Raw genomic sequence first — 25,908 nt, 5'->3', positions numbered from 1 at the left:
ATCGCTTCCTGAATCGCCTGAGACGTCGGCCGACGCCGTCGCGCCTACAATCTAGCTGCAAGAAACGCCGCCGCAAGCGATCTCGCGGCTTGCGAACAGGCCGCCAGACGCTCGCTGCGGCTTCGCGTCAGAAGCCGTGTTCGATGCGCTCGAAGATGACGTTGGTGAAGGCCGAGATCTGGCCGCCGATGAACGGGCCGGTCAGTGCCACCACGAGCATGATGGCGACGATCTTCGGCACGAAGGTAAGCGTGATTTCCTGGATCTGGGTCAGCGCCTGGATGAGCGCGATGCCGATGCCGACCACCATCGCCACCAGCACCACGGGGGCGGAAGCAGTAAGCACCGTCCACACGGCGTACTGGACGATATCGAGGGCGTCGGCCTCGTTCATGGGCTGCCCCTGTGCGAAGCCGGCTAAAGCAGGTCGCGTGAAAAAGGTTTCACGCGACCTGCTTTAGCTTTTTTGATTTTAAGCATGTCTTTATCCCGAAACCGGCCCCCCTTTCGGAAGACCTGCTTAAAGCGCGTCGCGTCGAAACGGGTACACGCGACGCGCTTTAGGTCGTTGCTTGATGCATGTCGTTGTCGCAAAACCGAGGCCACTTTTGCGCGACATGCATTAGGCGGCCGGCTTGATCGACACACCCGCGCCGACCGAGACCTGGGTGCCGTCCTGCAGCACCGCGATAAGGCCGCTGCTGGAGAGCGTCACCGACGCCACCGTGCCGGTGGTTTTGCCGTCGGCCGAGGTGATCGAGCGGCCGATCAGCGCGTCGGCCTGCGACAAGGCCGAGGACTGCATGATCTGGTCGAGCTTGGTGTTGGTCTGCACCGACTGCTCGACTTGGGAGAAGGTGGCGAGCTGCGCGACATACTGCGTCGAATCCATCGGCTTGGTCGGATCCTGGTTCTTCATCTCGGCGATCAGGAGCTTCAGGAACGACTGGTAATCCACCGCCGTCTTCGAGGTCTGCTGGCTGGCCTGGTTGGCGCCAACCGGGATCGTTGTCGTCATGTCCACGGCCATCTTATGCTCCTACAGCCAATGCGCGCGGCGTTTCGGGAATGTCGTCATTGTCTTCGAGCGCCCTGCGCTCGAGCGGATAGAGGGCGCGGATCGCTTTCAGCGCCTCATAGATATCATCCTCACCGACCATCCGGTCGATCTGCTTCAGGCCCTTGCAGATGTCCTGGTTGTCGAAGCTTGCGATCAGCATCGGCAGCGAGCGGCGGAACATGTCGCGCGCCTCGGAGGCGCCGACCGGGTTGATCAGCATGATCTGCACGATGAAATAGAGCTGCCTGAGAGGCGTCGACGCCTGGTCGGCCTGGATGACATGGCTTTCGAGCAGGAACTGCACGTCGTTCATCAGCTCGATGGTGACCTTGCGGTCGACGCGGATGACCGCGCCGTTGACATAGATCTTCTCGTTGGGCTTCAGCGAGATCTTCAGCGTGTTGGTCATTGGATGCCGTCTCGGATGATCTGGGAGACCTCGATCAGTCCTTCGAAATTGTTGGTGCGGCCCTGGCGGATGTCTTCCGTCTCGCGCAGCAGCCACAGGCCGATGGAGATCAGGTTGGCGCGCAGCTCCTTGGGCAGGGCGTTGTCGCTGGAGCCGAGATCCTGGACGAAGGTGGTCCAGATGCGGTTGGTGAAGTGCAGCGCCTCGACCGCTTCCATCGACTCGGTGCCGACGGCTGCCGCGGCGGCCAGCATGTCGATCGAACGGGTGAGCAACTGCCGCTCCCGGTCCTTGGCATCGGCGACGGAGTCGGTCTGGATGTCGGCGTAGGAGAATTGATACATCGTCGGCGCTCTGGCGTTCCGGTTTATGTGTTCAAGTCAGATAGTTCAGCAGGCTGAGCTGCTGCAGACGCGCGGTCAAGGCGAAGGAGGTCTCGATATGCTGCGTCAGATCGGCGACACGGGTCGCGGCTTCGGCCGGATCGACGCCTTCGAGATCGACGATATGCTTCTCGAAGAGATCGACCTGGGTCTTCATGCGGTCGCTGGCATCGGACACGCGTTGCTGGGCAATGCCTGTCTCGGCCCGTATCTGAGTGATGCCGCCGATGGCATCGCCGACCAGCGCCTGCGCGCGGCTGACGATGGCGTTCTGGGCGGCCTCGCTGATGCTGCCGGTGAGCATGCTGCTGACCATGGTAGCCGCCATGGCGAGCTTGCGGATGCCTTGCTCGTTAGCGCTGACCGAGGTCTGGGTGGTCTCGTTGAGCGAAATGCGGCTGGTGATCTGGTCGTCCGTGGCGCTCGACCAGTTGGCCTGCCAGCCGGCGCCTAGGAATTGCGGCTCGACCTGGGTGGTGATGAAGTCGTCCATCTGCGCGGCGGTGATGTTGGCCGCCGCCGGATCTGTCTGGGTAAAGCCGAAATAGCTCGAAAAGGCGGCATCGAACGCAGCCTTGGCCGGCGAGCCGGCAGCGTTGAAATCGTCGACCGGCTTGACGTCGGTGTTGGTGCCGGCAAACAGATATTCGCCGTTGACACTGGTGTTCAGAATACCTGTCATCTGCTGCAGCGCCGAGGCGCCGGCGGTCTGCAGGATGCTGGTCGAGGAGTCGCCCGACACACCGCTGGTCAGGGCCGACAAGAAGCTCTGCGCGGCACCGGCGATCTGGCCGAGCGAATCCTGGGTCGATGTCAGGCGCGCTGAGACGAGCGCGTTGGAATCGACGATGCCGTTCAGCCGGTCGAGGTCGCGCTGAAAGGTGACGGCCTGGGTCGTGCGGCTGCCAAGCGCCAGGCCGACATCGGCGACGGTGCCGGTCTGCGATTCCTTGGTCGCCTTGATGAGGTCGGCCTGCATCTTCGCCTGCTGGTAACGCAGCGCGTTGGAAATGGCAGCTGAGGAAACGCCTGTCGCTTTCATGGATTATCCTACCGCGGCCATCAGCGAGTCCAGCATGTCGCTGACCGTCTTCATCATATGCGCCGAGGCCTGATAGGTGTGCTCGAGGTCGAGGAGCAGGGACATCTCCTGGTCGACATTGACCCCGGTGTCGTTGGACAACGCCTCGGCCGTGCGCGCCGCCAGCGCCTGCTTGCTGTCGGCATTGGCCGAGGCCTGCTGGCGCACGCCTTCGAACCAGCCGATGGCATTGGCCGCGTAGTCGGAGACGCCCGAGCTGACGGTGATGCCGGCCGAGCTGTCGAAGGCCATCGGCTGATCGAGCTTGTTGCCGTAGCCGATCAGCAGGTCCGAATAGGATGCGCCACCGGTGTTGACGACATAGGCCGCGCCATTGGCGCCGCCGTCGCGCAACAGCGCGGGATTGCCGCCGGCGCTCGGATCGAAGGCGGCGTTGACGCTGATCGTGCCGGCGAGGCCGTCGACCAGGGTGCCAGCGGCCGGAATTGCCGGGGCGCCCGACCATGTGAACAGGCCCGCAGCATTAGGCTGCGACGACGAGGTCTCGGCAAATGCCGTGACAAGGCCGCGCGCGATCTCGTCGAGCTGGCTCTGCATGGTCGAGGCGACGCCGTCGCGCAGCTTCAGAAGGCCCGCAATCTTGCCGTCGGCGGTGGTTGTGTCCCCGGTGCCCGCCGATACCGGCACGTTGTCGATATAGACGGTGTTGCCGGGCGTGCCGGCCGTATAACCGGCCGACGGGGTGAAGGTCACCGAGCGCGGCACGGTCTCGAACAGCGTCGTGCCGTCCTTGGTGGTGATGACCATGTCGTTGTCGCCGCGCGTGAAGGTGGAGACCGGAACGTATTCCGATATCTTCTTCAGGATGGCGTCGCGCTGATCGAGCGCGTCGGACACGTCGGTGCCGGAGCGAGTGCCCGAGATGACCGCCTTGTTGGCGTCCTGGAACTGGCTGAGCAGCGAGTTGAGATCGTCGACGGCGGTGGCGATCTGGCTGTCGGCCTGGGTGCGGAAGTCCTGGATCGCCTTGGTGCCGCTGTTCAGTGAATTCACCACCTGCTTGGCGGCGTCGACGACGCTGGTGCCGAGGTTCTGGTTCGATGGCGTCGTGGCGTAAAGCTGCAGGGACTGCTGCAGGTTGGCGATCGCCGTCGAGGGGGACGACGCGTTGTCGACCCCGTTGACCGACAGATCGAGCTGATCCATGCCGTTGTAAAGCGCGCTCTGGCCGCTCCATGCCGACAGCGCCGAAAGGTTCTGGCGGAACAGGAGATCATTGGCGGCGCGTTGGATTTCCACCGCCCGGGCGCCGGGCGCCGTGCTGGTCACCACGGCGATGCGGCGTGTGTAGTCCGGGTTCGACGCGTCGGCCACATTGCGCGATACGACGCTGGTCTGCTTGGACGTGGCCAGGAGCGCCGATTGGGCAATGCTTAGTGCGGAGGAAAGCGACATGCTGATCTTTCACGGGCGGCGCCCGTCGTTTATCTCTTCAGGTTGACGAGGACATCCATCAGGTCCGAGCCGGTCTGGAAGACCTTGGAATTGGCGGTGTAGCTGCGCTGCGCCGCAATCATGTTGGTCAGTTCCTCGGCGATATCGACGTTGGAGTTTTCAAGCGCCCCGGAGACGATGGAGCCGAGCTTGCCTTCATTGGCAAAGCCGATGTGGACGGCGCCGGAGTCGGTGCTCTGCACATAGACGTTGCCGGGCATTGCGGTGAGGTTGTCGGGGCTCTGAACGTCGGCCAGCGGGATCTTGTAAAGCGCTTTGGTCGAGCCGTCCTCGAACTGCGCGTAGATGATGCCGTCCTGGCCGATCTGGACCTTCTGGATGGAGCTCGGCGCGTTGCCGTTGACCTTGGCGTCGGCAACGGTGAAGCCGGTGCCGAGCTGCGTCAGCTGGGAGAGATCGAGGTCCAGCGTCGAGCCGCCCGGTACCGTGAACGAGACGCTGTCCGTCGCGCCGGTAAGCTTGCCTGTCGTGGTGTCGAAGGTGAGGTTGGCCGATCCCAGCGCGCCGCCCGTATAGGGGAAAGAGGTGCCCGCGGTCGCCTTCGACTGGTCGAAGACCGAGACCTGCCAGGTGCCGGCGCCGGTGTTGGTGAAGTAGACGTCGAGCAGCTTCTTGTTGCCGAGATTGTCATAGGCAACCAGCGAGGTTTTCGACGTGTATTCGGCGTTAGGGTCATTGGTGGACGGCAGCGGGCCGGAGGGTGGCGTCGCGCCCGCCGGCAGGTTGCCGGAGAAGAGACCCTCGGTGCTCGGCGTCGCCGTCATCTGCTGGTCGGAGATCTGCACCGGCACGAGGCCTTCGAAGCCGTTGGCGGTCGCGGCCGGGTCGCCATTGGCGTAGCTGTAGGCCATGAGCTGGTAACCCGCGGCATTGACCAACCGGCCTTGCGCGTCCGGAACGAAGGAGCCGGCGCGGGTGAGATAGGGGGTGCCGCTGGCATCCTGGACGACGAAGAAGCCGTCGCCGTTGACGGCAAGGTCGGACACCGAGGTGGTGTAGGTCATGACGCCTTGTGTGCCGACGGCCGAGCGGATCGTCGTGGTCACGCCACCGGAATTATAGGCGCCCCCGGTGCCGGGCATGATCAGGGTAGAGAACTCGGCCGAAGAGCGCTTGTAGCCCGTGGTGTCCGAGTTGGCGATGTTGTCGGCCACCGCGGAGAGGCGATTGGCCTGCGCGTTCATACCGGAAACGCCGGTCCGCATCATTCCGTAGAGGCTCATCGATCGATCTCCGCAGTGCCTGGGTAGGAGGCCATAAAATTATGCCTCGTGTCTTGCGCGAGGCTGGTGCGGGATGTGCCTAGAGCGTGATGGCGCTTCGTTGAATCGCCATCACGCTCTAACTCTTTGTTGGAGCATGACCTTTGTCCGAAAACCGGTTCCCACTTTTTGCTTTCGCTGACCTTCGGTTCGGGATCATGCTTGAGGGCGGCCATCAAAACACCAGCCGGTAGCCGAGGAATCTCTTGGAATCGATCGGGTCGTGGCCGAGCTTCTCACGCAGCTTCTTGCGCAGCTTTGAGATGTGACTCTCCACCACGTTCTCCTCGACCTCTTCGTCGAAGATGCCGTAGATGGCGTTGAAGACCTGGGTCTTGGTCACGCGCCGGCCGCGGTTGCTGGCCAGATATTCCAGGATGCGCCGCTCGCGCCGCGGCAGCGGCAGCGGCTCGCCGTTGATCTCCGGATCGCGACCGTCCATGAAGATACGCATCGACCCGACTTCGGTATAGGCGGCCTCTTCGGAGCCGCGGCGGCGGATGGCTGTGATGCGGGCGAGGATCTCGCGGATGTGCACTGGCTTGCGGACGACGTCGTCGACGCCGCTTTCGAACAGCCGCAGCGTATGTTCCAGCGAGTGATGTTCGCTGAGCGCGATCACCGGCGCTCCGGTGCGGTCGCGGATCTGGCGCGGCGATATCGCGCCATCGCGGCAGTCGCCGATGAGAAAAGCCCTGACGCATCTGAGATCGGTGTCGGCGACGGAACTCACCCACTCGCCGAATTCGCCTGGGGCGAAGCCGGCCGTGGCCACGCCCTCGCGATCGAAAAGTGAAGAGTAGCCCTCTGTCACGAGCTCTCGCTCGTCAACGATCACGATCATCGGCCCGCCCTCCGAATCATTTCACTTGCCCCGTGCGGAAAGGGCTACCCGGCTCGACGAATCCTGAAAAACCATCATTTCTTGTAGCTATTTTCTTGGGAGTTTTTTTGGGAGCCGTAATAAAAGCGGTTGTGCGGGTGTGCTCGCGCCAACTGTTGGCAGACGAACATTGGCGCCGGCGGATAGGCTGGCGAAGGTCGACTGGATCCGAAATTTGACAACTATTGGTTGCAGAAAGTGCTGGCACTCGGCGTCCATTTGCCGAAGCCGGTGGCGACCATGTTGGCGATGACGCGGCAGACATAGACCTTCTGTGCCGGGTCGTTGTCGGGGCCGGCATGGTAGCGAGCGACGGCCATCGACCAGGTCATGTGCCGGGCATGCAGGCTCGCCAGGAAGCGCGCCGCGTAGTCGACATTCTGATGCGGATCGAGCATGTCCTCGACGCTGCGGAAATGATCGCCGTGATAGCGATGGTTGATCTGCATGCAGCCGAGATCGATCAGCGTCTTGCCCTCGCGACGCGCGTCCTCGAATGCGGCGAGCGCTTCGCCGCGACTGCGAGGGAAAACAGCTTTTCCTTCTATATTCAAAGCATTAGGCTGAAGGCTGCCCTTCTTTCCGGTCTCGGTCAGGCCGACGGCGTAGAGGATCCCGGCAGGCACGCCGTAGCGATCGGCGGCGCGCAGGATCTCCGGCTCGCAGGAATTGGCGGCGGCGCTGGCCGTGCCGGCAGCAAAACTAGATATACATATCGTCGTCAGCGCGCTCGCGAAGAGGCGAAGCTGCATGACCGAATTCCTGTGCGCCATTGCCATCGTTCCTTCCCGGTTGCCGGCCGCCGCCCGCGCCGTTGCCGCCCGAGTTCCCGGGCTGGAACGAAGGCTGGTCGCGGCCTGTCGACATCGGCATGGCGCTGGTTGCGTCGGCGCGGCTGGCCGCATGCGCCGCTATCGAGGGTTGCAGGATGGTAACCTTGTCGACGTCGAAACCGAGGCTGCGCATGGACTTGACGATGGCGTCGCTGTCGGCGGTGAGGCGGCGGTATGCCTCGTGTGTCTCGGGCTTCATCTCAATCGAAAGTTGCTCCCCCGAGAGCCGCAGGCTGGCGATAACCGACCCGAGCTCCGAGGGGTGGAGCTCGATCTTCAGCACATGTGTCGGAACGGCAACAGAATTGGTCGTCTGCGAGCCTGCCGAGGCGCTTGCGAAGGCCTGCTGGACGCCGTTGTCGGAGGCAAGCGCCTCAACCAGCGCCGATGCCGTCTGGCCGATCGGGTTTTGTGCCGGCGCCGGGAAGCTCTGTTGGCTGACGACGTCCATCCGTGTGGCGGAAGAAGACGGCTTGGCCGGTGTCTGCTGCGTGCTCGACTGGGATTGCTGCGATGCCTTGGAGGCGGAAGCCGGCCGCCAACCTTGCGGCGGTACCGGGTTGTCGGCCTGCGGTTCATTCCCTTGCTTCGGCAGGATCGTATCGTTGCGGCCCGCCATGTCGAGAGCCATGTCCGCCTTCGCCGGCTTTTGCCCGAAGTCGGGCCCGTGATCTTCAGCCGCCATCAAACGAGCGGATCGCGACCGCGGCTCGGCGGAATCGTCGACCGCCTCGCGCTTGCCTGGGCGCAGCCGCAATTTCAACGATGTTCCGTCGCCCGCGGCCTCTTCACCATCGGCGGAACCCTTGCCCGACGATTGCGCGAAATGTTTCATGTCGCTCAGCGCCATCAGCAATGGCAGGCGATCCTGCAGCGGCGCGGACTCGTCGGTTTGCGCCGTGGAATCCTTGTCCGCCGTCGGCTTTGCCTGATCGGCCTGGGCGGTGGTCTTCCCGGACTTTCCCGTGGTTGCTTGCTGCGAGCCGGTCTTTCCCTTCTGCGGGTCCTGGTTCGGCTCCTGTTTGCCGGCATTGGCCGCCTCGCGCCTTGCCGGATGCGCGTCCGGCATCACCGGTCCGGTCGCGTGCTTGTCCTGTGGCCGATCGGTCTTCTCGGGCCCATGCACCAGGTCACCGAAATTCTGATCCTTGTCCTCGCCGCCGGTCGAGTGCTGCCGGGGCTGGGTCGAAGCAAAGTCCGGCAGGGTCTGGTTGACGCTGGTCATTTGGGGGCTGCTCCGAGCAACTGGTCGATCTGGTCTAGCTGACGCCGCGTGCTGGTCACCGCCGCATCGATTGGGTCTTGCGCATCGGTCGTCGCCGGCGCCGATGCCTGCACCACCGGCGCGGCGTCGATCGGTGCCGGAGTGGACGCCGGCGTTTCGGCCGATGCTTGCGCCGGTTGCGGGACAGCGGGCGGCGAAGGCGTGTCTTTCGCCTGATCGCTTGCAGCGACTGGCGGATCGCTCGCCGCGACCGGCGGATCGTTTGCAGCGACCGCTGGCTTGTCGGGCATCGCTCCTTCCACCGGCGGCAAGTCCGCATTGGCCGGATCGGCCGAGGCCTCCGTCGCCGATTTCGCCTCGTCACTTTTCGCAACGGTTGCCGGCTTAGGTCCAGCATTGGCGGCCGCTTTCACCGGCGCCATCACTTCGCCCGCGACAGCTTGCGCGGCGTCGAGCAGGTCGCGGTCGCCTTGCGAAAGCTTGCCGCGATCGATCTTGCCCAACTTGGCGCGTACTTCATCGACATTGGCCGATGTCATGGTGGAGAGGCTCGAATAGAGCTGGGTGCGCGGATCATCCCGGTTGCCGTCGCCGTTGCGGCCCAGTTCGGCCTTGGCCGAGGCGAAAGCCGAGAGCTCCGTCATCCCGTCGATCGCGGCACGGCGCGCGATGCGCAGGTAGATCACTTTCTCGCGCTCGGGATCCATCATCGAGGTGATATCGGCGATCTTGTCCTGGCTGATGGCCATGTGCAGCGTGATGACGCCGGAAACAAAGGCATCGGCGAACTGGCTGGCGTAGGGCGAATAAAGAAAGGACACGACATACTGGGTCGAAGCCAGCGCGAAGCGTGCTGCGTCGCCCTGCGCGGCCGCGATGCCCACGGAGCGGCGAAGCGCAGCCTCCTCGACCAGCGTGCCGGGGCTGAGCAGGCGTGCTTCGTCGAGCAGCGCAAGCGCTGCCGACGGGTCGTCGGCCGCAAGCAGCGAGCCCTTGACCAGCGCCAGGAAGGCGCCGAGATCGGCGGGCACGCTCATCGGATCGATCGGCTTCAGCATTTCGATCGCCTCGGCCGGCTGCCCGCTCAGATAGGCGACGACGCCTTTGGCGAGGGCCAGGCTTTGCGGGTCGGTTACCGCGCGCGAAGCCGCCGCCGCGACCGTCACCGGATTGCCGCCGCTCATGCCATAGACGAGCAAGGCGCGGAAGTTCTTCGGCTCCTTGAAATCCTCGGCGTTCGCGTCGCGCATCCGGGCGTCGATCATTTCGAGGAGTTTTGCCTGCATCGGCAGCGCAGCGTGATCGCCGCCGGCAATACGATCCTGGACCAGCTGCAGCGAACGCACCAGTTGATAGGGCTGCAGCGCATCCTGCGCGAAAGCCGCCGGTGACGACCCCGCGCCTAACAGCAGCAGCGCTATCGCGCCGCCGATGACGGTCCTGGCCCTCATCCGCCGGCCGCCATCAGGATTTCGATGCGCCGGTTCGCGGCAGCCATCGGATCGGAGGCGATCTTGGGCTGCCGGTCGGCGAAGCCTGCGACCTCGGTGATGCGGCTTTCGTCGACGCCGCCGCGCACCAGCATATAGTAGGCCGAATGGGCGCGCGCGGTGGACAGCCGCCAGTTGTCGTAAGCGTCGCTGCGGAACGGTCGCGCATCGGTGTGGCCGCTGATGGTGATGGTGCCCTTCTTCTCGTTGATGATGCGGCCGATCTTTTCCATCGCCAGCACCAGCTCGCGGCGCGGCATGGCCGAGCCGATCTCGAACATGCCGAAATCGAGCTGGTCGGTGATCGAAATGACGACACCCTTGTCGGTGGCTTCGACCGAGACGCCGTCGGCGAGCTTTTCGCCCGGCAGGAATGCCTTGGCGAGTTCCTTCTTGATATCCGCCGCTTGCTGAAGGGCGGCTTTGCTCGGCGCCTTGTCACCTTTGTCGGCGGCCTCCTCGGATTCGGTCTTTTCCGCCTTGGCCGCTTCAGCCTTCGTGTCGGTGTCCGCAATCTCGCGCTTGTCGTCGCCGGCTTTCTCGCTCTTCTTCCCTTCGCTCAACAGCTTTCCGGCCTTGCTTTGCGCGGCTTTCTGCTCGCCCTTGGTGTCGGTGCCTTCCGGAGCGGCCAGCCGCTCCTGCGGCGCGGCCGTCAGCGGAGGGGCGGCCGGAACGGCCTTCACCTTCGGCACCGCGACGGTGGCGACCTTGTCGCCAGGCTTGACGACCGGATCGCCATCGATCTTGGCGCGCTCGGCGGTTGCCTCGGCGTCAGGCGCCGCCACCTGCTGCGACCAGAAATCCGGCGCGAACGGATCGCGATAGGATTCGCCGCCGGAGGCACCGGTTGCCGGGCCGGCCGTCTGGGCGCCGCCTTCACCCTTGGCGCTGACGTTCTGCATCACGCCCGTATCGGCGGCGATCTCCGCCAGCACCGCATAGGGATCGGCGAACAGCTTCTCATCGGAGAGCTGGGCATCCTGCGCCCCGTCCTTGGTCTGCCGGCGCTCGGAGGAACCGGCGCCGCCCTTGCCGTTATCGCCCGCCTTGGTCGCGCCCTGCTGCGGGTTGTCCGCGGTCAGCCCGACCTTGCTCGGGCCATCGCCGAGGTCCTCCAGGCCCTTGCGGCTGGAATTGCGGTCGATCAGCTCGACCGGATTGAAATAGCTGGCGACGGCTGCCTTGGTCTGCTCGTTGGCGGCGTTGATCAGCCACATGACGAGGAAGAAGCACATCATCGCCGTCATGAAGTCGGCGAAGGCGATCTTCCACACGCCACCATGGTGAGCGTCGTCATGACCGTCGTGATTGCGCTTGACGATGATGATCTCGTGCCGGGGGTCGGCATGGTCGACGGCGCTCATGACAGGACCTCCGACAAGGACGCCGACCACTCGGCGATACGCGTTTCGAACACCGTTTCGTCGATGGTGACGGTCAGCTCGAAGCCGGACGCCTCGGTGAAGTCGAGATTGGCGGCGCGGGATCCAAGCGTCGCCTTCAGCGGCTCGAACAGCGAGAGCGGCCCCCGGACGCCGATACGCACGGCCTCGCCGTCGGCGACCGCGGCGCCGATCACGCGCGAAAGGGCCAGGAGCGAACGCTGCTGCAGGTCGTCGCTGAGAAGGCCGCCGAGGATACGCGCGACGGTCGCGCCGGCAAGCTCGGCAACGCGCTGCTCCATGGCCTCGATGCGCGTGGCGACGACAGCGCCGAGATCGCCGCCGAAGCTCTCAAGGAAAGCTTTCGCCGCATCGTCGCTGGCCTGACGCTCGGCGTCGAGCGCGGCCCGATGGGCAAGCGCAAGGCGTGCCTCGAGCGACGCCTCCGCATCGGCAACCGCCTCGGCGATCAGCGCGCCGATATCGGCCTGCGGCGGCGGCGCGGCGGCAGGCATATGCTCGGCGGCGCGCGCGGACGGCGGCTGGCTGGCACGCGGGGTCCGCGAACCAAAATCGGGCAGGAGATCGAAGAGCGCCGAGGCCATGGCCTAACCCACGGCTTCCGGGGCGGCAGCCCATTTGCGTAGGATCTGCGCGGTCCGCTCCTCGTTGAGGTCGACCATGCGAGCCAGCCGCTCCTGCGGCGCCGGCCGGATTTTCTGACGCAGGTCGTCGAGCGGGGTTGCGCCGGCGCGCGCGCCGGGCAGGGCGCCGGCAGGGGTTTCGGCGGTGATTGCGGCGACGGGCGCGTCCGGTGTCGGCAAGGAACGCTGTACGTCGTCGAAGCTCGGGCCGGCAATGGCCGCAGGCTTCGCCGACGCCGTCAGCGCGGCGGCCATCGGCTTCAGGCCGAAGAAGGCCACCAGAAAAACGACAACGATGAAGGCGCCGGCATTGATCAGCGTGCCGGTATAGGTGCCGATCGAGGCGAGGATGCCGGGCTGATCGATCGGCTCGCCGTCGAGGCCGTTGATGAACTCGACTGCTGACACGTCGATGACATCGCCGCGCTTGTCGTCGAAGCCGGTCGCCGAGGCCACCATCTTCTGGATATCGGCGACGCGCTTGGCGATCTGGTCCGGCGTGGCGTCCTTGCCGAGGATGGTCTTCAGCCGGTCCTGGTTGACGACGACCGCGATCGACATCTTGTTGACCGTGTAGCCGTTGGAGACGGTGGCGATCTTCTTCGAGTTGATCTCGTAGTTGGTGATCTCTTCCTTGCGGTCGTTCTGCGAGGTGGATTGCGGTCCTTCGGTGCTGGTGGTTTGCGTCTCGGGCAGGTTCTGCTCGACGCTGGTCGGGGTCGAGGCCTGTTTCTGGTTGCTGGCCTCGTTGGTTTTCACCGATTGCACCGAACGCTCGACGCGCGAGTTCGGATCGAAGATCGTCTCCTCGGTCTGGCGCGTGTCGGTGTTGACGTCGGCCTTGACGCTGGCGCGGAAATTATCTGGGCCGAGATAAGGAGTGAGCGCGCGGCGGATGTTGTCGCCGACCTGCGCCTCGACCGTCTGCTCGACGCCGAGCGTACGCGCGGCGCTCGTGTTGGACGGGTCGTCGCCGGCGGCCAAAAGGTTGCCGTTGGAATCGAGCACGGTGACCTTGTCGGCCGAGAGGCCGGGAACAGCCGCGGCGACGAGGTGGCGGATCGACATGGCGCTCTTCTCGGCATCGTTGCCGGCATAGCGGATGACCACCGAGGCGGAGGGCTGCTGCTCGTCGCGGCGGAAATTGGCGCGCTCGGACATGACGATGTGGACGCGCGCCGCCTTGACGCCGGAAATCGACTGGATGGTGCGCGCGATCTCGCCTTCCAGCGCGCGCACGCGGGTGATCTGCTGCATGAAGGAGGTGAGGCCGAGCGAGCCGACATTGTCGAACAGCTCGTAGCCGGCATTGGCGCTGGTCGGCAGGCCTTTCTCGGCAAGCAGCATGCGCGCCTGCGCGGTGGTGCCGGCCGGCACCAGAACGGAGGTGCCGTCGGAGCCGACATCGAAGCCGATGCCGGCGTCGGCCAGCACCAGGCCGATCTGGTTGACGTCGGAACGCTCGAGGCCGACATAGAGCGTCTCATAGGCCGGTCGGTTGAGATAGACGGAAGCGATGCCGATGACGGCCATGACCAGGGCCGCGATGCCGCCCATAAGCGCCAGACGCCTGACGCCGAAGCTCTTCAAATTCGCGATGACGCTCTGGATCTGTTCCGGCACGATTCAACCGCTCCCAGCATGACTGTCCGCCGGAAGACTAGACCGCGAAGCTTGTGCGAGGATGATAGGCGTGCCGCCGAAGAGCCCGCAAAGCGTCGAGCCGGCGTCTTATCGAGCAACGAAAAAGGCCGCGCCTCAGGCGCGGCCTCAGACTGCTGACGAACCCCGTCGATTTTCGGCGGGGTTTTGTTTTATGTGATTGAAGAGTTTTGAGAAGTTGGTGTCAGGAGATTTTGACAGGAGGCGCCGAGCCTCATGCGGGGCTTGGTTTGAGGGTTGGCCAGAGGCTGATTGCGATTTTTTTCATGTTCTGGGCGGCGGCTGCCATCAGGCACTGGCAGGCGACGCGGGTTCGCCCTCGGAAGCGGGCGTAGCGGTGGCCGAAGAGCTGCTTGGCATCGGCGAACGACCGCTCGACCGTCTCCTTGCGGCGCCGATAGATGGCCTTGCCCCAAGCTGTCGAGCGGTTGGCATCGACCCGCTCGCGGGCATCCTGCCAGACGTGGCGGGTGATGGTGCGCTCGGCCTTGGCGTTTGAGGTGCAGGAGGCCAGAAGCGGGCAGTCGCGGCAGATGGTGGGATCGCTCTTGTACTGGCGGTAGCCGGCGCGATCGGTGGTGGCGTAGGTGAGCAATTGGCCTTGCGGGCAACGGTAGCCCTTCAGGTCCGGCTCATAGACGAAGTCGCTCTTCCTCATCTTGCCGGGTTTCGGCGGGGTCGGGTTGCGATAGCCGACAACGCCCCTGATGTTCCTGTCCTCCAGCCCCTTGGCGATGCCCGGCGTGGCGTAGCCGGCATCCAGCCCCGCAGCCGCCACATTGAAGCCGAAGCGTTCCACCTGGCGGTCGAGCCGGCCGAGATAGACGATCGAGTCATGCACGTTGGCCGGCGTGGCGAACGTGTCGGTGATGATGCCGCAACGGCCATCCACCGTGCGGTGATCGAGATAGAAGAAGCCCTTCGGCTTGCCCTCGCGCACCATGTAGCCGGCCTCCGGATCGGCACGCGAGACTTTGGTCTCTTTCACCGGCGGCTTGCGCTGCTTCTGCTTCAGCGGCTTCTGGCCATGCAGCGCCCGTTCGGCATCGATGGCCCGGTCGAGATCGCCCCAGTAGTCGGCCCGCGACTTGGCGACCATGGCAAGGTCGTATTTGCCCTTGTTGGCGTTGGCCTTCAAATGCGTGCTGTCGCTATAGAGCACCGTGCCGTCCACCAGCCCGGCCAGGATCGCCTGCTCGACGATCCTGTCGAAGATGCCTTGCGCGATCGTCTCGTCCTGGTAGCGACGCCGACGGTTCTGAGACAGCGTCGAGGCGTCGAACACCTTGTCCGTCAGCTTCAGCCGCAGGAACCAGCGGTAAGCGACATTGACCTCGATCTCGCGAACCAACTGCCGCTCCGAGCGCACGCCGAACAGGTAGCCGAGGAACAGCGCCTTGAACATCAAGGTCGGATCGAGCGGCGGTCGGCCATTGTCGGCGCAGTAGAGCGGCGCTGTTAGATCGTGGATGAAGGAAAAGTCGATCGCGCGATCAATCTTGCGCAACAGGTGGTCAGCCGGAACCAGCTGATCCAACGTCACCATCTCGAGCGCGGTCTGTTCAGGGGCGGGTCGCTTCAACATGACCCAGTGAATCAAAAACCCCCGGCAAATGCCAGAGGTTTGTCAGCAGTCTGAAGGGCGGCCTCGAGCCGCCCTTTTTTATTGAAGTCGAGAAGATCAGGCGTTGCCGAAAGCGGCGGCGCCATGGTCGGCTCGGCCGACCAGTTGCCGGAAGCCGGCGAACAACTCACGGCCGAAACCAAACTCGTTGCCGATGAGATCGGCTTCGGCCGTGCGGCGCAGCGCGAATTCCGTCCCCGGCACCAGCACTTCCAGCGTGCCTGCATCGGCGTCGAGCCGGATGACGTCGCCGTCATGGATCCTGGCGATCGGTCCATCCTCGACCGCTTCCGGCGTCACGTGGATCGCCGCCGGCACCTTGCCGGAAGCACCCGACATGCGCCCGTCGGTCACCAGCGCGACGCGCTGGCCGCGATCCTGCAGGATGCCGAGCACCGTGGTCAGCTTGTGCAGTTCCGGCATGCCGTTGGCCTTAGGGCCCTGGAAACGGATGACGGCGATGAAATCGCCGGTCAGCGTACCGGCCTTGAAGGCGTCGTTCAGCGCCTGCTGGCTGTCGAACACCTTTGCCGGCGCCTCGATGACACGGCGTTCCGGTTTCACGGCAGAGGTCTTGATCACGGCGTGACCGAGATTGCCGCCCAGCACTTTCAGGCCGCCCGTCGGTTGGAACGCCTTCTTGAACGGCGCCAGCACCTTCTCGTCGCCGCTCTGCGAAGGTGCTGCCTCGCGCACGACACTGCCGTCTTCGCCAAGCCGCGCCTCGACGGCGTAGGGCCGCAGGCCTTCGCCCCACACCGTCTGCACATCCTCGTGCAACAGGCCTTCGTCGAGCAACTCGCGGATCAGGAAGCCGAGCCCGCCAGCGGCATGGAAATGGTTCACGTCGGCAAGCCCGTTCGGATAGACGCGCGCCAAGAGCGGCGCCGCCTCCGACAGGTCGGAAATGTCCTGCCAGGTCAGCGCGATGCCCGCGGCGGCGGCCATCGCGATCAGATGGATCGTGTGGTTGGTCGAGCCGCCGGTGGCATGCAGGCCGACGACGCCGTTGACGATCGAGCGCTCGTCGATCATCCGACCGACCGGCGTATAGGCGTTGCCGAGCGCGGTGATCGCCAGCGCCCGCTTCGCCGCTTCCCTCGTCAGCGCATCGCGCAGCGGCGTGCCGGGATTGACGAAGGAGGCGCCCGGCGTGTGCAGGCCCATGATCTCCATCAGCATCTGGTTGGAATTGGCTGTGCCGTAGAAGGTGCAGGTGCCCGGCCCGTGATAGGATTTGGACTCGGCCTCGAGCAGTTCGGCGCGGCCGACCTTGCCTTCGGCATAAAGCTGGCGGATCTTGGCCTTCTCGTCATTCGCGAGGCCCGTCGTCATCGGCCCGGCGGGGATGAAGACGGCAGGCAGATGGCCGAAGGTGAGCGCCGCGATCACCAGCCCGGGCACGATCTTGTCGCACACGCCGAGGAACACGGCCGAGTCGAACATGTTGTGCGACAGGCCGATCGCCGCAGCCATCGCGATCACGTCGCGCGAGAACAGCGACAGCTCCATGCCGGGCTGGCCTTGCGTGACGCCGTCGCACATCGCCGGCACGCCGCCGGCGACTTGAGCAATGCCGCCCGCTTCCCGCGCGGCTTCCTTGATCAGCGCCGGGAACGTCTCGAAGGGCTGATGCGCCGACAGCATGTCATTGTAGGAGGTAATGATGCCGAGGTTCGGCACGCGGTCGCCGCCCAGCGCGATCTTTTCGGAGGGGCTGCACACGGCAAAGCCATGGGCAAGGTTGCCGCAGCCCAGCACCGCGCGGTTTGCGGTCCGGCTGGAAGCCTCCGCGATACGGCCGAGATAGGCTTCGCGGCCGGCTTTCGAACGGTGGCGGATGCGTTCCGTGATGGCTTCGATATCGCGTCTGGCTGTCATGGTCCGTCCTTTCGAGCCCGGCAACGTCCTCCCAGCGCCGTCGGGCCGTCATGTTGCAATCAGGGTGCCCAGAACACCTCTATTGGTCTCGGCGCCGCCTCGAGCACTCTGCGGATGGGCTTCTCGGCGCCAGGACCCATCGCGCCGTTGAACGCGGCGCGCTTGTCCTCGCCTTCGATATGGAGCGCGACGAAGCCGGCGGCGACGATGCGCGCCATCGACAGCGTCAGCCGCGGCTCGCCGCCGCTCGCCGCGTGCACCGGCAGCACGATCCGCCGCGAGGCAGGGTCGAGCAATTCCTCGAGGTTGCCGGCATCGGGAAAGAACGAGGCGGTATGGCCGTCGCCGCCCATGCCGAGGACCACCACGTCGAGCGGCCAGGGCAGCGCCTGCAGTGCTTCGCTGTCCGCCGCGGCTGCGTCCTCGATGCTTGCCGCCTCATGGTAGAGCGGCACGAAGCGTGCCGCGGCTGCCTTGTTCTGGAGCAGGTTCGCCGCCACCAGCCCGGCATTCGAGCGCGGCGAGGACGGCGGCACAAAGCGCTCGTCGACCAGCGTCACGATGACCTTGTCCCAGGCGATCGGCGCGGTCGACAGCGCGGCGAAGAGCTTCGCCGGCGTGGTGCCGCCGGACACCGCGAGCAGCGAGGTGCCGCGTTCCGAGATGGCGCCGCTCAGCCGGTCGGCAATCTGCCCGGCAAGCGCCGTCGCCAGGTCCTGGCGATCGGCAAAGCCGTTCCAGCCGTAACGGACTTCGCTCAATTGCTCTCGTGCCATGTCCGTCCGTCACGTTCGATCAAGGCAATCGAGGCCGACGGCCCCCAGGTTCCGGCCGTGTAGCCCTGAGCTTCCTGCCTGGCGCCTTCCCAGGCGTTCTGGATCGGGTCGATCCACTTCCAGGCCGCTTCGACCTCGTCGCGGCGCATGAACAGGGTCTGGTTGCCGCGCACCACATCCATGATCAGTCGCTCATACGCGTCCGGCGCGCGTCCCTGGAAGGATTGCGCGAAGCTCATGTCGAGCGAGATTTGGCGCAGCCGCATGCCGCCCGGTCCCGGGTCCTTGATCATGATGTACTGCTTGACGCCTTCGTCCGGCTGCAGCCGAATCACCAGTTGGTTGGCGAAGATCGGCCCGGCGCTCTCGCCGAAGATCGAATAGGGGATCGGCTTGAACTCAATGACGATTTCCGAGACGCGGGTGGCGAGCCGCTTGCCAGTCCTCAGGTAGAACGGAACTCCGGCCCAGCGCCAGTTGCCAATCTCGGCCTTAATGGCGACGAAGGTCTCGGTGTTGCTGTCCTTGCCGAGCTCCTCGACGTAGCCCTTGACCGGACCGCCCGCCGAGGCGCCGGCGCGATACTGGCCGCGCACCGTGTGCTTGGGCGCCTCATTGCCGTTGATGCGCTTCAGCGCCCTCAGCACCTTCAGCTTCTCGTCGCGGACGGCGTCGGCGTCCATCGACGACGGCGTCTCCATGGCGACCAGGCAGAGCAACTGAAGCATGTGGTTCTGCACCATGTCGCGCAGCGCACCTGCCTTGTCGTAGTAGGTTACGCGATCCTCGAGCCCCACTGTTTCGGCGACCGTGATCTGGACATGGTCGATCTGGGCCGAGTTCCATAACGGCTCGTAAAGCGCGTTGGCAAAGCGCAGCGCCATCAGGTTCTGAACCGTTTCCTTGCCGAGATAGTGATCGATGCGGAAGATCTGGCTTTCGTGGAAATCGTCACCCACCGCGTCATTGAGCGCCCGCGCCGAGGTGAGGTCGCGGCCGATCGGCTTCTCCAGCACGATGCGCGAGCTCGGCGTGATCAGCTTGTGCTCCTTCAACTGGTGCGAAATGTCGCCGAACAGCGCCGGCGCCACCGCGAGGTAGAAGGCGCGGATGCGGTCGCTGTCGCCGATTGCCTTCTTGAGTTTGTCGAAGCCGGTGCCGGTCGTCGCGTCCGCCGAGACATAGGAAAGCCTGGCCAGGAAGCTCTCCAGCTCCTTGGCGTCGATATCGGACGGCTTCACATGCTGCGATATCGCCTTCTTGGCGAAGGCTTGGAATTCGGCATCGGTCATTTTTGCGCGCGAGGTGCCGATGATGCGCGTCGGCTCGGAGAACTGATGGCCGCACTGGCGATAGTAGAGCGATGGCAGGAGCTTGCGTTCCGACAGGTCGCCGGTGCCGCCGAAGATGATGAAGTCGAAGGGATCGACAGGGATGATCTGGCTGGTCATGGTCAGTCCGATTTGATGCCGGGCGCCGGCAGCGTGGTTGGTATATTCTAATCGATTTAAATTTTCCAGTGCCATGGTGTCACATGCGAGGACCAATCGCTTGCACTTGCATCGGTCCACATGTTTCCCGACACTCACGCCGCCGGCAGGCCCGTCGGGCAAGCCATGGCTTCCGGAAGCGTTCGCGGCTGCAGCATAGAACGCGAATGTGACGAAAGCTAAGGGAGATGTAGCCTGGCTCGCGGTGGGCCGGGCGGCAGGTGGAAAGTCGCGTCAAGCTGCGGAATCCAATGAGCGGGAAAAGCATGCGTCTGGAAAACAAGGTCGCCGTCATCACCGGTGCCGCGTCGGGCTTCGGCGAAGGCATGGCCAAGCGCTTTGCCGAAGAGGGCGCGCGCGTGGTCGTCGCCGACCTCAACGCCAGGGGCGCCGAGCGGGTGGCCGAAGAGATCGGCGAGAGCGCGATCTGGACCCAGACCGACGTTTCCCTGCGCTCCGAATTCGACGAGATGATCTATGCCGCGAAGAGCGCTTTCGGCCGCATCGACATCATGGTCAACAATGCGGGCTTCACCCATCGCAACGGCGACATGCTCGGCGTCGATGAGGAAACCTTCGACCTGATCACCGCGGTCAACATGAAGGCGATCTATCACGCGGCGCTTGCCGTCGTGCCGATCATGGACCGGCAGGGAGGCGGCGTCATCCTGACCACGGCCTCGACGGCCGGGCTTCGGCCAAGGCCAGGCCTGACCTGGTATAACGCCTCCAAGGGCTGGGCGATCACCGCCACCAAGTCGATGGCGGTCGAACTGGCGCCGAAGAACATCCGCGTCAACTGCCTCTGCCCGGTCGCCGGCGAGACCGGGATGCTGGAGAAGTTCATGGGCGCCGACACGCCGGAGATCCGCGAGAAATTCCGCGCCTCGATCCCTCTAGGCCGGCTTTCGACGCCGCTCGATATCGCCAACGCGGCGCTGTGGCTGGCCTCGAATGAAGCCGCCTTCATCACCGGCGTGGCGCTGGAGGTCGACGGCGGCCGCTGCATCTGAGCCGCTTCAGGTGGCGCATGGCAGCTTTATGCGCGGTAAAGCCGAGTCCCATTTGACTTCATGGTCCGTCAAAACGATAACGGATCGGGGGTAGGGGAATTGGCGCGTGGTTAAGGTCAGGCTGCGTGAAATTCGCAATGATCTGGGCTGGCGATTGCGTCGCTATCGGGCAAACCGTGCGCGTGCCCAAAGCAAGGCTGTCTTCATCGGGATAACCGGCAGTTCCGGCAAATCGACGGCAACCAGCTTGCTTGGGCATATCCTGGCCGGTCACGGCACGGTCCATACGCAAGTTCTGGCCAACACGCTCAACGCACTGGTCCGCACGCTCTACAAGCGCAGAAACGCGCGGGCGAAGTCGACTACGTCGTCTTCGAAGCCGGCGCGTATGAGCCCGGTTCGATCCGAGGCATGGCGCAAATGCTGAAGCCGGACGTCGCGCTCGTGACGATGATCCGGCTGGAGCATGTCGGCAAGTTCAGGACGCTGGAAGCTGTTGCGTGGGAAAAACGGGCGCTGGTCGATGCGTTGGAGCCCGGCGGACTCGCGATCTTGAACGCCGACGACCTACATGTGCTTGACATGGCTTCGGGCGCAAGGTGCCGCGTCGCGACTTTCGGTCAGTCCGAGGCCGCGGACTATCGTGTAACAGACATCCATGCCGCCTATCCGGACCTGCTCAGATTTTCGCTTCGATGGCACGGTGGCGACATACACATGCAGACACCATTCCCCGGCGAGCACTTCTGGCTGCCGGCAGCCCCCGCCGTCGTCACGGCGCTGGAACTTGGTGTTCCACCGGAGAAAATCGCCGCAAGGACCGCATCCTTCGAACCTCTGGCCAACCGCTGCACGGTGCTGGTGACCGATCGGGGTCCACAGTTCATCGTCGATGCTGCCAAAGCGCCCTGGCATTCGCTGAACATTGCGTTCGAGATGATGGCCAAAGCGACGGCCGTTCGTAAACGGATCGTCGTCGGACAGATTTCCGACTACACCGGTTCGTCGAGAAAGTATGGCACCGCTTACGGTACCGCGCGCGACGTCGCCGACGAGGTCATCTATACCGGCGACAATGCCCACCGCTCACGCGCCAGCCAGGCCGACCGCGACAGCGGCCGTTTCGTGGAGCTTCGCACCCCGAAAGAAGTCTCCGATCACATCAAGCAGACCGCCGTCCCCGGAGAACTGATTCTGCTGAAGAGTTCATCCAACCTTCATCTGGAGAGGATCGCGCTGGCCTGGACGCACGACATCAGGTGCTGGATTCCGGCGTGCGGCAAGAAAGAGGCCTGCCAGACTTGCGGCCTCTACGAAGTGCCGTTCCAAGACCACAAGTCCTTCATCGCGGATCTCAGGCTTGAGCGCAGGAAAGGTCGGCTCGGACGGCTGCTTGGCGGATTGGGCCTTATGCGCCGGTCTTGATGTAGCTTTTGTAGACCCAGCCGTGCTTGCCGTTATAGACGATCTCGCACCATTTCTTACAATTCATCACCTGCACCGATGCCTTGGCCGGCACTGTGGCGATTGCGGCGGCACCTTTCTTCGGGCCTGAGCGCATGGTCACAGCCCTCAAGACGCGCCCGTTTGCGGCCGCGCTGGCTCTTTGAGCTTTCGGCTCAGGCTGTGCCGAGCTGTCCGTCGCTGCCGGTTGCGGATCTGGAACCTGCGGCTTGGCTTCGGGAATGGCGGCGGTTTGGGCGCCGTCCATCGTGTCGCCCGGCTTCTTCGCTGCCGCTGCTGTCTCGCTGGCGGAACCGGCGACCTGCGACAGCGCGTCCGAAGCGTCGTTCTCGGCATCGGCCTCGGCAAAGGCCGTATCGGTCGATTGCGCGGGGGCCGCGTCGGCGGCCTGCTTGAATGGAGCTGGCTGGTTCTCGGCCGGGGCAGGTGGCGTCTTGGCATCGGAAGCCGTCCAGCGAGGGTTGTTTGATGCCAAGGCCGGAATGTTGGCTTCGCGGGCCGCCGTCGTGGGCGTTACCGCATCCCCCTTGCGCGCGGCCTGCGGCGCCGTCGCCACAGTGACCGCCGCTGCCGCCGGAGCGACTTTCGTGGTCTTCACCGGAATTGTCGGAACGATCTGCGCAGCATTTACCGCAGTCACTTGCCGGTCACTGCCCGGAATGCACAGCCACAGCGCCACCGCGGCCACGCCGAGCAGCGCGGCGGTGCCGACCGCTGCAATGACCAGATGCGCGTTCGACTGTACCTTCTGCCAGAAGGATGGCCGTACGTTATAGCCGAACTGCATTGTAAAGCGCTGCCGTTCCGGCGCGCCGAAACTGAAGGGCTCGTTCACTCAAACCACCTCCAACAAGCGGGCCGACGTTCTTTCGATCATTGCCGTAACGATTGGCTTCGATCGGCATCGGTCCCGAAATCTTTGCGGGCAGGCCCGCGAAATCCCCGGATTTTCGCCCATAATACTGCTGATTATGGCATGAGTGAGCCAATTTGCGAAATTCCGCGCGCCTGTTAAGGCTTCCACAACCTGCCGCGTGGAGGCCGCCAGCCTCGAATCGGTGGCTTCGGCTGGCCTGCCGGCTTCAAATCCTGTCGCGTAGCGCGAACCAGTTCAGCGCCAGGAACAAGAGCGGCGCCCGCAAACGCCGACCGCCCGGGAAGGCGGGAATTTTCAGATCCTCGATCAATTTCAAGCGGTCGCGGTTGCCGGCAACGGCCTCGGCATAGAGCTTGCCGAAGAAGTTCGACAGCATGACCCCGTGGCCGGAATAGCCGCCCATCGAAATCACCTTCGGCATCACTTCGCGTACGAACGGCTTTCTCGGCACCGTGATGCCGACATAGCCGCCCCAGCCATGCGTGATCTCGACATCCTTGAGGTCCGGGTAGAGCTCGGCGATCTGCTTTCGGATGTGGATATGGATGTCCTTCGGATCGTTGACGGCATAGACCTCGCGGCCGCCGAACAACAGCCGGCCGTCTTTCGACTTGCGGAAATAGCGCACCACGAAACGGGAATCGTCGACCGACTCGCCGCCCGGCAGTACCTTGGAAGCGGCGCCGAGCGGCACGGTCGCGCCGATGAAGGAGCCGATCGGCATGATGTGAGCCGCACTCACCAGCTCCAGGTTGCCGCCATAGGCATTGACCCCGATCAGGCATCTGTCGGCTGCGATCGTGCCCCTGGGCGTCGTGACCGTCACCTTGCCGCCATTGGAAGCGATGCCGGTGGACGGCGTCTGCTCAAAGAGATGCGCGCCGGAGGCCGCAGCCACTCTCGCCGTGCCGATCACCAGCTTCAGCGGATGGATGTGTCCGGTGCCGATGTCGCGGGCCCCGCCGAAGTAGCGTGTCGAGCCGAGCCGCTCCGCTGTCTCCGCCGCGTCCATGAAGCTGACATGCGGGTAGCCGAAGCGGTTCGCCATGATCTCGGCGTGGCGCTTGTAGTCGTCGACATAGCGCCGCTTGTGCGCCACCGAAAGCTGGCCCGGCATGTAGTCGATGTCGATTGCGTTGGCGGCGGCGAAGTCCAGAAGATGCGCTTTGGCTTCTTCCGCCATGTCGAACAGCGCCCTGGCGCGCGAGAGACCGTATTCGGCCTCCAACTCCTCCGCCCAGGCGCGCTGGCCGGTGCCGAGCTGGCCGCCATTGCGCCCCGACGCGCCGTCGCCGAAGCGATAGGCCTCGATCAGCACGACATTCGCGCCGGCTTTGGCGAGATGCGCGGCTGCCGAGAGGCCAGTGAAGCCGCCGCCAATAATGACGACGTCACATTGGCGATCACCATCTAGCGAAGGGTATTCGGGCCGAGGCCCGGCCGTATCCTCGTACCACGAGCGGCCCGGGGAAATGGGAGACTGATAGGGCATGATCAGTGCCCTATACGTTCAACAAGAGATACTCCCGCTCCCACGGGCTGATCACTTCCATGAAGGTCTCGAACTCGGCGCGCTTGATCGCGGTGTAGGTGGCGGCGAAGGATTTGCCCAGGATGGCGCCGAGCTCCTTATCGTCCTCGAACAGGCCGACGGCCTCCAGAAGACCACGCGGCAGGTCGATTTCATCCGCATTGGCGGTCGTCAGCACCGGCGGTTCCGCCTTGATCTTGTTGCTCATGCCGACCAGCCCGCATGCAAGCGAGGCCGCCAGCGCCAGATAGGGGTTGGCGTCGGAGGACGGGATGCGGTTTTCAACGCGTCGCGCCGCCGGATCCGAGCGTGGCACGCGGAAGGCGGTGGTGCGGTTGTCGTAGCCCCATTTGTTGTTGACCGGCGCCGAAGCCTGCTGCGTCAGCCGGCGATAGGAATTGACGTAGGGCGCGAACATCACCAGCGCGTTCGGCACATGCTTCTGCATGCCGCCGATGAAGTGGAAGAACGCATCGGTCTCCGAGCCGTCCTCGGCCGAAAAGATGTTCCTGCCGGTCTTCTTGTCGACGACCGACTGGTGGATATGCATGGCCGAGCCCGGCTGCCCCTGGATCGGCTTTGCCATGAAGGTGGCGTAGATCTCGTGCTTCAGCGCCGCCTCGCGGATGGTGCGCTTGAACATGAAGACCTGGTCGGCGAGCTCGATCGGATTGCCGTGGCGCAGATTGATCTCGAGCTGGCCGGCGCCTTCCTCATGGATCAGCGTGTCGATCTCCAGGCCTTGCCGTTCCGAGAAATGGTAGATGTCGTCGATCAGTTCGTCGAATTCGTTGACGCCCGCGATCGAATAGCCGGCGCCGCCGCCGATCGGCCGTCCCGAACGTCCGACCGGCGGCGTCAGTGGATAGTCCGGATCGGGGTTCTTGCGCACCAGGTAGAATTCGATCTCGGGCGCCACCACCGGTCTCAACCCGCGCTCGTCATAGGCGGCCAGCACGCGCTTCAGCACGTTGCGGGGCGTGAACTCGACCGAGCGGCCGTCCTGGTGAACGAGATCGCAGATGACCGCGGCCGTCGGATCCTCTTCCCAGGGCACGACGGTCAGCGTCGAAAGATCGGGCAGCAGCTTCAGGTCGCCGTCGTCCTCGGGATAATGGAAGCCGTTGCCGTCCTCGGGATAGCCGCCGGAGATCGTCGTCATGAACACGGCCGAAGGCAGCGCCAGCGAGGTGTTGGAAGTGAATTTCTTGGACGGCATCATCTTGCCGCGGGCGACGCCCGCCTGATCGGGCGTGATGCACTCGATGTCCTCGATGCCGCGCCATTCGAGCCAGGCGCTGGCTTCCTTCCAGTTCTTCACACCACGCTGGTTTTTCAGGAATGCAGGCGTGCGGGCGCGTCCCCCCCGGCTTGACGGACGGACTTCCTTTTTTTCAGGCGGCATCATTCACCAGATTGTGTTGCGGATTTCGAACTATAGCCGGGCGCTACGGGGGAAGGG

23 protein-coding genes are annotated in these 25,908 nt (G+C 64.4%); 2 read left to right on the top strand and 21 right to left on the bottom strand.

From position 1 onward, the window contains the following. Positions 1–127 precede the first annotated feature (127 nt). The 18 genes from fliQ to zwf all read right to left on the bottom strand — a co-directional run bounded on the left by fliQ (position 128) and on the right by zwf (position 19,522). Entirely contained in the window at positions 128–394 is a 267-nt protein-coding gene (fliQ, locus tag FJW07_RS10155) for a flagellar biosynthesis protein FliQ (protein WP_095766361.1), read from the bottom strand. Positions 395–622: 228 nt separating this feature from the next. After that, positions 623–1,030, bottom strand: a complete 408-nt coding sequence (gene flgD, locus FJW07_RS10150) for a flagellar hook assembly protein FlgD (protein WP_140856147.1) — start codon at positions 1,028–1,030, stop codon at positions 623–625. 1 nt (position 1,031) lies between these two features. Continuing rightward, positions 1,032–1,469: a flagellar biosynthesis repressor FlbT gene (gene flbT, locus FJW07_RS10145; RefSeq protein WP_140642161.1), complete on the bottom strand. Its 438-nt coding sequence runs from the start codon at positions 1,467–1,469 to the stop codon at positions 1,032–1,034. Continuing rightward, a complete protein-coding gene (gene flaF / locus FJW07_RS10140; protein ID WP_140642159.1) occupies positions 1,466–1,813 on the bottom strand; it encodes a flagellar biosynthesis regulator FlaF in 348 nt (115 codons plus the stop codon). Before flaF ends, flbT begins: the two co-directional genes overlap by 4 nt. A 31-nt stretch (positions 1,814–1,844) precedes the next feature. Next, positions 1,845–2,894, bottom strand: coding sequence for a flagellar hook-associated family protein (locus FJW07_RS10135; protein WP_140651588.1), 1,050 nt, complete (start codon positions 2,892–2,894; stop codon positions 1,845–1,847). 3 nt (positions 2,895–2,897) lie between these two features. Further along, on the bottom strand, positions 2,898–4,349 hold the full coding sequence (gene flgK, locus FJW07_RS10130) for a flagellar hook-associated protein FlgK (RefSeq protein ID WP_140856145.1): 1,452 nt from the start codon (positions 4,347–4,349) through the stop codon (positions 2,898–2,900). A 29-nt stretch (positions 4,350–4,378) separates the two neighbouring features. After that, positions 4,379–5,632: a flagellar hook protein FlgE gene (locus FJW07_RS10125; RefSeq protein WP_140642151.1), complete on the bottom strand. Its 1,254-nt coding sequence runs from the start codon at positions 5,630–5,632 to the stop codon at positions 4,379–4,381. A gap of 214 nt (positions 5,633–5,846) precedes the next feature. Beyond that, entirely contained in the window at positions 5,847–6,515 is a 669-nt protein-coding gene (locus FJW07_RS10120; protein WP_140707004.1) for a response regulator transcription factor, read from the bottom strand. Positions 6,516–6,736: 221 nt separating this feature from the next. Beyond that, positions 6,737–7,306 carry a lytic transglycosylase domain-containing protein gene (locus tag FJW07_RS10115; RefSeq protein WP_140856143.1) on the bottom strand — a complete coding sequence of 190 codons (570 nt, stop codon included), beginning with the start codon at positions 7,304–7,306 and terminating at the stop codon, positions 6,737–6,739. After that, positions 7,257–8,612 carry a flagellar hook-length control protein FliK gene (locus tag FJW07_RS10110; protein ID WP_140856141.1) on the bottom strand — a complete coding sequence of 452 codons (1,356 nt, stop codon included), beginning with the start codon at positions 8,610–8,612 and terminating at the stop codon, positions 7,257–7,259. Before FJW07_RS10110 ends, FJW07_RS10115 begins: the two co-directional genes overlap by 50 nt. After that, the gene (locus FJW07_RS10105) at positions 8,609–10,063 is read right to left on the bottom strand and encodes a chemotaxis protein MotC (protein ID WP_140856139.1); all 1,455 of its coding nucleotides are present in this window, start codon (positions 10,061–10,063) and stop codon (positions 8,609–8,611) included. Before FJW07_RS10105 ends, FJW07_RS10110 begins: the two co-directional genes overlap by 4 nt. Continuing rightward, the gene (locus tag FJW07_RS10100; protein ID WP_140856137.1) at positions 10,060–11,466 is read right to left on the bottom strand and encodes a MotB family protein; all 1,407 of its coding nucleotides are present in this window, start codon (positions 11,464–11,466) and stop codon (positions 10,060–10,062) included. Before FJW07_RS10100 ends, FJW07_RS10105 begins: the two co-directional genes overlap by 4 nt. Then, a complete protein-coding gene (locus FJW07_RS10095; protein WP_140856135.1) occupies positions 11,463–12,089 on the bottom strand; it encodes a hypothetical protein in 627 nt (208 codons plus the stop codon). Before FJW07_RS10095 ends, FJW07_RS10100 begins: the two co-directional genes overlap by 4 nt. Before the next feature lie 3 nt (positions 12,090–12,092). Then, the gene (gene fliF, locus FJW07_RS10090) at positions 12,093–13,751 is read right to left on the bottom strand and encodes a flagellar basal-body MS-ring/collar protein FliF (protein ID WP_140856134.1); all 1,659 of its coding nucleotides are present in this window, start codon (positions 13,749–13,751) and stop codon (positions 12,093–12,095) included. Between the two features lie 253 nt (positions 13,752–14,004). Then, positions 14,005–15,375 (bottom strand): IS1182 family transposase, encoded by a 1,371-nt coding sequence (locus FJW07_RS10085; RefSeq protein WP_140856132.1) that lies wholly within the window; start codon positions 15,373–15,375, stop codon positions 14,005–14,007. Positions 15,376–15,471: 96 nt separating this feature from the next. Next, on the bottom strand, positions 15,472–17,295 hold the full coding sequence (edd, locus tag FJW07_RS10080) for a phosphogluconate dehydratase (RefSeq protein WP_140856130.1): 1,824 nt from the start codon (positions 17,293–17,295) through the stop codon (positions 15,472–15,474). Positions 17,296–17,354: 59 nt separating this feature from the next. Then, on the bottom strand, positions 17,355–18,071 hold the full coding sequence (pgl, locus tag FJW07_RS10075; RefSeq protein WP_140856129.1) for a 6-phosphogluconolactonase: 717 nt from the start codon (positions 18,069–18,071) through the stop codon (positions 17,355–17,357). Further along, positions 18,053–19,522: a glucose-6-phosphate dehydrogenase gene (gene zwf, locus FJW07_RS10070; RefSeq protein ID WP_140856127.1), complete on the bottom strand. Its 1,470-nt coding sequence runs from the start codon at positions 19,520–19,522 to the stop codon at positions 18,053–18,055. The genes pgl and zwf overlap by 19 nt, the downstream gene beginning before the upstream one ends. A 305-nt stretch (positions 19,523–19,827) precedes the next feature. Here zwf and FJW07_RS10065 point away from each other — a divergent pair, with 305 nt between their 5' ends. Further along, positions 19,828–20,574 (top strand): SDR family oxidoreductase, encoded by a 747-nt coding sequence (locus tag FJW07_RS10065; RefSeq protein ID WP_140856126.1) that lies wholly within the window; start codon positions 19,828–19,830, stop codon positions 20,572–20,574. A 147-nt stretch (positions 20,575–20,721) separates the two neighbouring features. Continuing rightward, positions 20,722–21,999, top strand: a complete 1,278-nt coding sequence (locus tag FJW07_RS10060; RefSeq protein ID WP_348640180.1) for a Mur ligase family protein — start codon at positions 20,722–20,724, stop codon at positions 21,997–21,999. Here FJW07_RS10060 and FJW07_RS10055 read toward each other — a convergent pair. From FJW07_RS10055 to FJW07_RS10045, 3 genes are all read right to left on the bottom strand, one after another. Beyond that, entirely contained in the window at positions 21,983–22,873 is an 891-nt protein-coding gene (locus tag FJW07_RS10055; protein WP_140856124.1) for an SH3 domain-containing protein, read from the bottom strand. The genes FJW07_RS10060 and FJW07_RS10055 overlap by 17 nt on opposite strands. Positions 22,874–23,120: 247 nt before the next feature. After that, a complete protein-coding gene (locus FJW07_RS10050) occupies positions 23,121–24,407 on the bottom strand; it encodes an FAD-binding oxidoreductase (protein WP_140856122.1) in 1,287 nt (428 codons plus the stop codon). A 10-nt stretch (positions 24,408–24,417) separates the two neighbouring features. Further along, the gene (locus FJW07_RS10045) at positions 24,418–25,851 is read right to left on the bottom strand and encodes a glutamine synthetase family protein (RefSeq protein WP_140647700.1); all 1,434 of its coding nucleotides are present in this window, start codon (positions 25,849–25,851) and stop codon (positions 24,418–24,420) included. Between the last annotated feature and the right edge of the window lie 57 nt (positions 25,852–25,908).

The sequence above is a fragment of the Mesorhizobium sp. B3-1-9 genome (assembly GCF_006439595.1).
Classification (GTDB): domain Bacteria; phylum Pseudomonadota; class Alphaproteobacteria; order Rhizobiales; family Rhizobiaceae; genus Mesorhizobium.
Note: the sequence above shows the minus strand (reverse complement) of the source record. Positions and strands in the feature narration are given on the sequence as shown.

Excerpts from the sequence above, each read along its gene's own strand:
- fliQ (WP_095766361.1), bottom strand. The coding sequence starts at position 394 with ATGAACGAGGCCGACGCCCTCGATATCGTCCAGTACGCCGTGTGGACG.
- flgD (WP_140856147.1), bottom strand. The coding sequence starts at position 1,030 with ATGGCCGTGGACATGACGACAACGATCCCGGTTGGCGCCAACCAGGCC.
- flbT (WP_140642161.1), bottom strand. The coding sequence starts at position 1,469 with ATGACCAACACGCTGAAGATCTCGCTGAAGCCCAACGAGAAGATCTAT.
- flaF (WP_140642159.1), bottom strand. The coding sequence starts at position 1,813 with ATGTATCAATTCTCCTACGCCGACATCCAGACCGACTCCGTCGCCGAT.
- FJW07_RS10135 (WP_140651588.1), bottom strand. The coding sequence starts at position 2,894 with ATGAAAGCGACAGGCGTTTCCTCAGCTGCCATTTCCAACGCGCTGCGT.
- flgK (WP_140856145.1), bottom strand. The coding sequence starts at position 4,349 with ATGTCGCTTTCCTCCGCACTAAGCATTGCCCAATCGGCGCTCCTGGCC.
- FJW07_RS10125 (WP_140642151.1), bottom strand. The coding sequence starts at position 5,632 with ATGAGCCTCTACGGAATGATGCGGACCGGCGTTTCCGGTATGAACGCG.
- FJW07_RS10120 (WP_140707004.1), bottom strand. The coding sequence starts at position 6,515 with ATGATCGTGATCGTTGACGAGCGAGAGCTCGTGACAGAGGGCTACTCT.
- FJW07_RS10115 (WP_140856143.1), bottom strand. The coding sequence starts at position 7,306 with ATGCAGCTTCGCCTCTTCGCGAGCGCGCTGACGACGATATGTATATCT.
- FJW07_RS10110 (WP_140856141.1), bottom strand. The coding sequence starts at position 8,612 with ATGACCAGCGTCAACCAGACCCTGCCGGACTTTGCTTCGACCCAGCCC.
- FJW07_RS10105 (WP_140856139.1), bottom strand. The coding sequence starts at position 10,063 with ATGAGGGCCAGGACCGTCATCGGCGGCGCGATAGCGCTGCTGCTGTTA.
- FJW07_RS10100 (WP_140856137.1), bottom strand. The coding sequence starts at position 11,466 with ATGAGCGCCGTCGACCATGCCGACCCCCGGCACGAGATCATCATCGTC.
- FJW07_RS10095 (WP_140856135.1), bottom strand. The coding sequence starts at position 12,089 with ATGGCCTCGGCGCTCTTCGATCTCCTGCCCGATTTTGGTTCGCGGACC.
- FJW07_RS10085 (WP_140856132.1), bottom strand. The coding sequence starts at position 15,375 with ATGTTGAAGCGACCCGCCCCTGAACAGACCGCGCTCGAGATGGTGACG.
- edd (WP_140856130.1), bottom strand. The coding sequence starts at position 17,295 with ATGACAGCCAGACGCGATATCGAAGCCATCACGGAACGCATCCGCCAC.
- pgl (WP_140856129.1), bottom strand. The coding sequence starts at position 18,071 with ATGGCACGAGAGCAATTGAGCGAAGTCCGTTACGGCTGGAACGGCTTT.
- zwf (WP_140856127.1), bottom strand. The coding sequence starts at position 19,522 with ATGACCAGCCAGATCATCCCTGTCGATCCCTTCGACTTCATCATCTTC.
- FJW07_RS10065 (WP_140856126.1), top strand. The coding sequence starts at position 19,828 with ATGCGTCTGGAAAACAAGGTCGCCGTCATCACCGGTGCCGCGTCGGGC.
- FJW07_RS10050 (WP_140856122.1), bottom strand. The coding sequence starts at position 24,407 with ATGCCCTATCAGTCTCCCATTTCCCCGGGCCGCTCGTGGTACGAGGAT.
- FJW07_RS10045 (WP_140647700.1), bottom strand. The coding sequence starts at position 25,851 with ATGCCGCCTGAAAAAAAGGAAGTCCGTCCGTCAAGCCGGGGGGGACGC.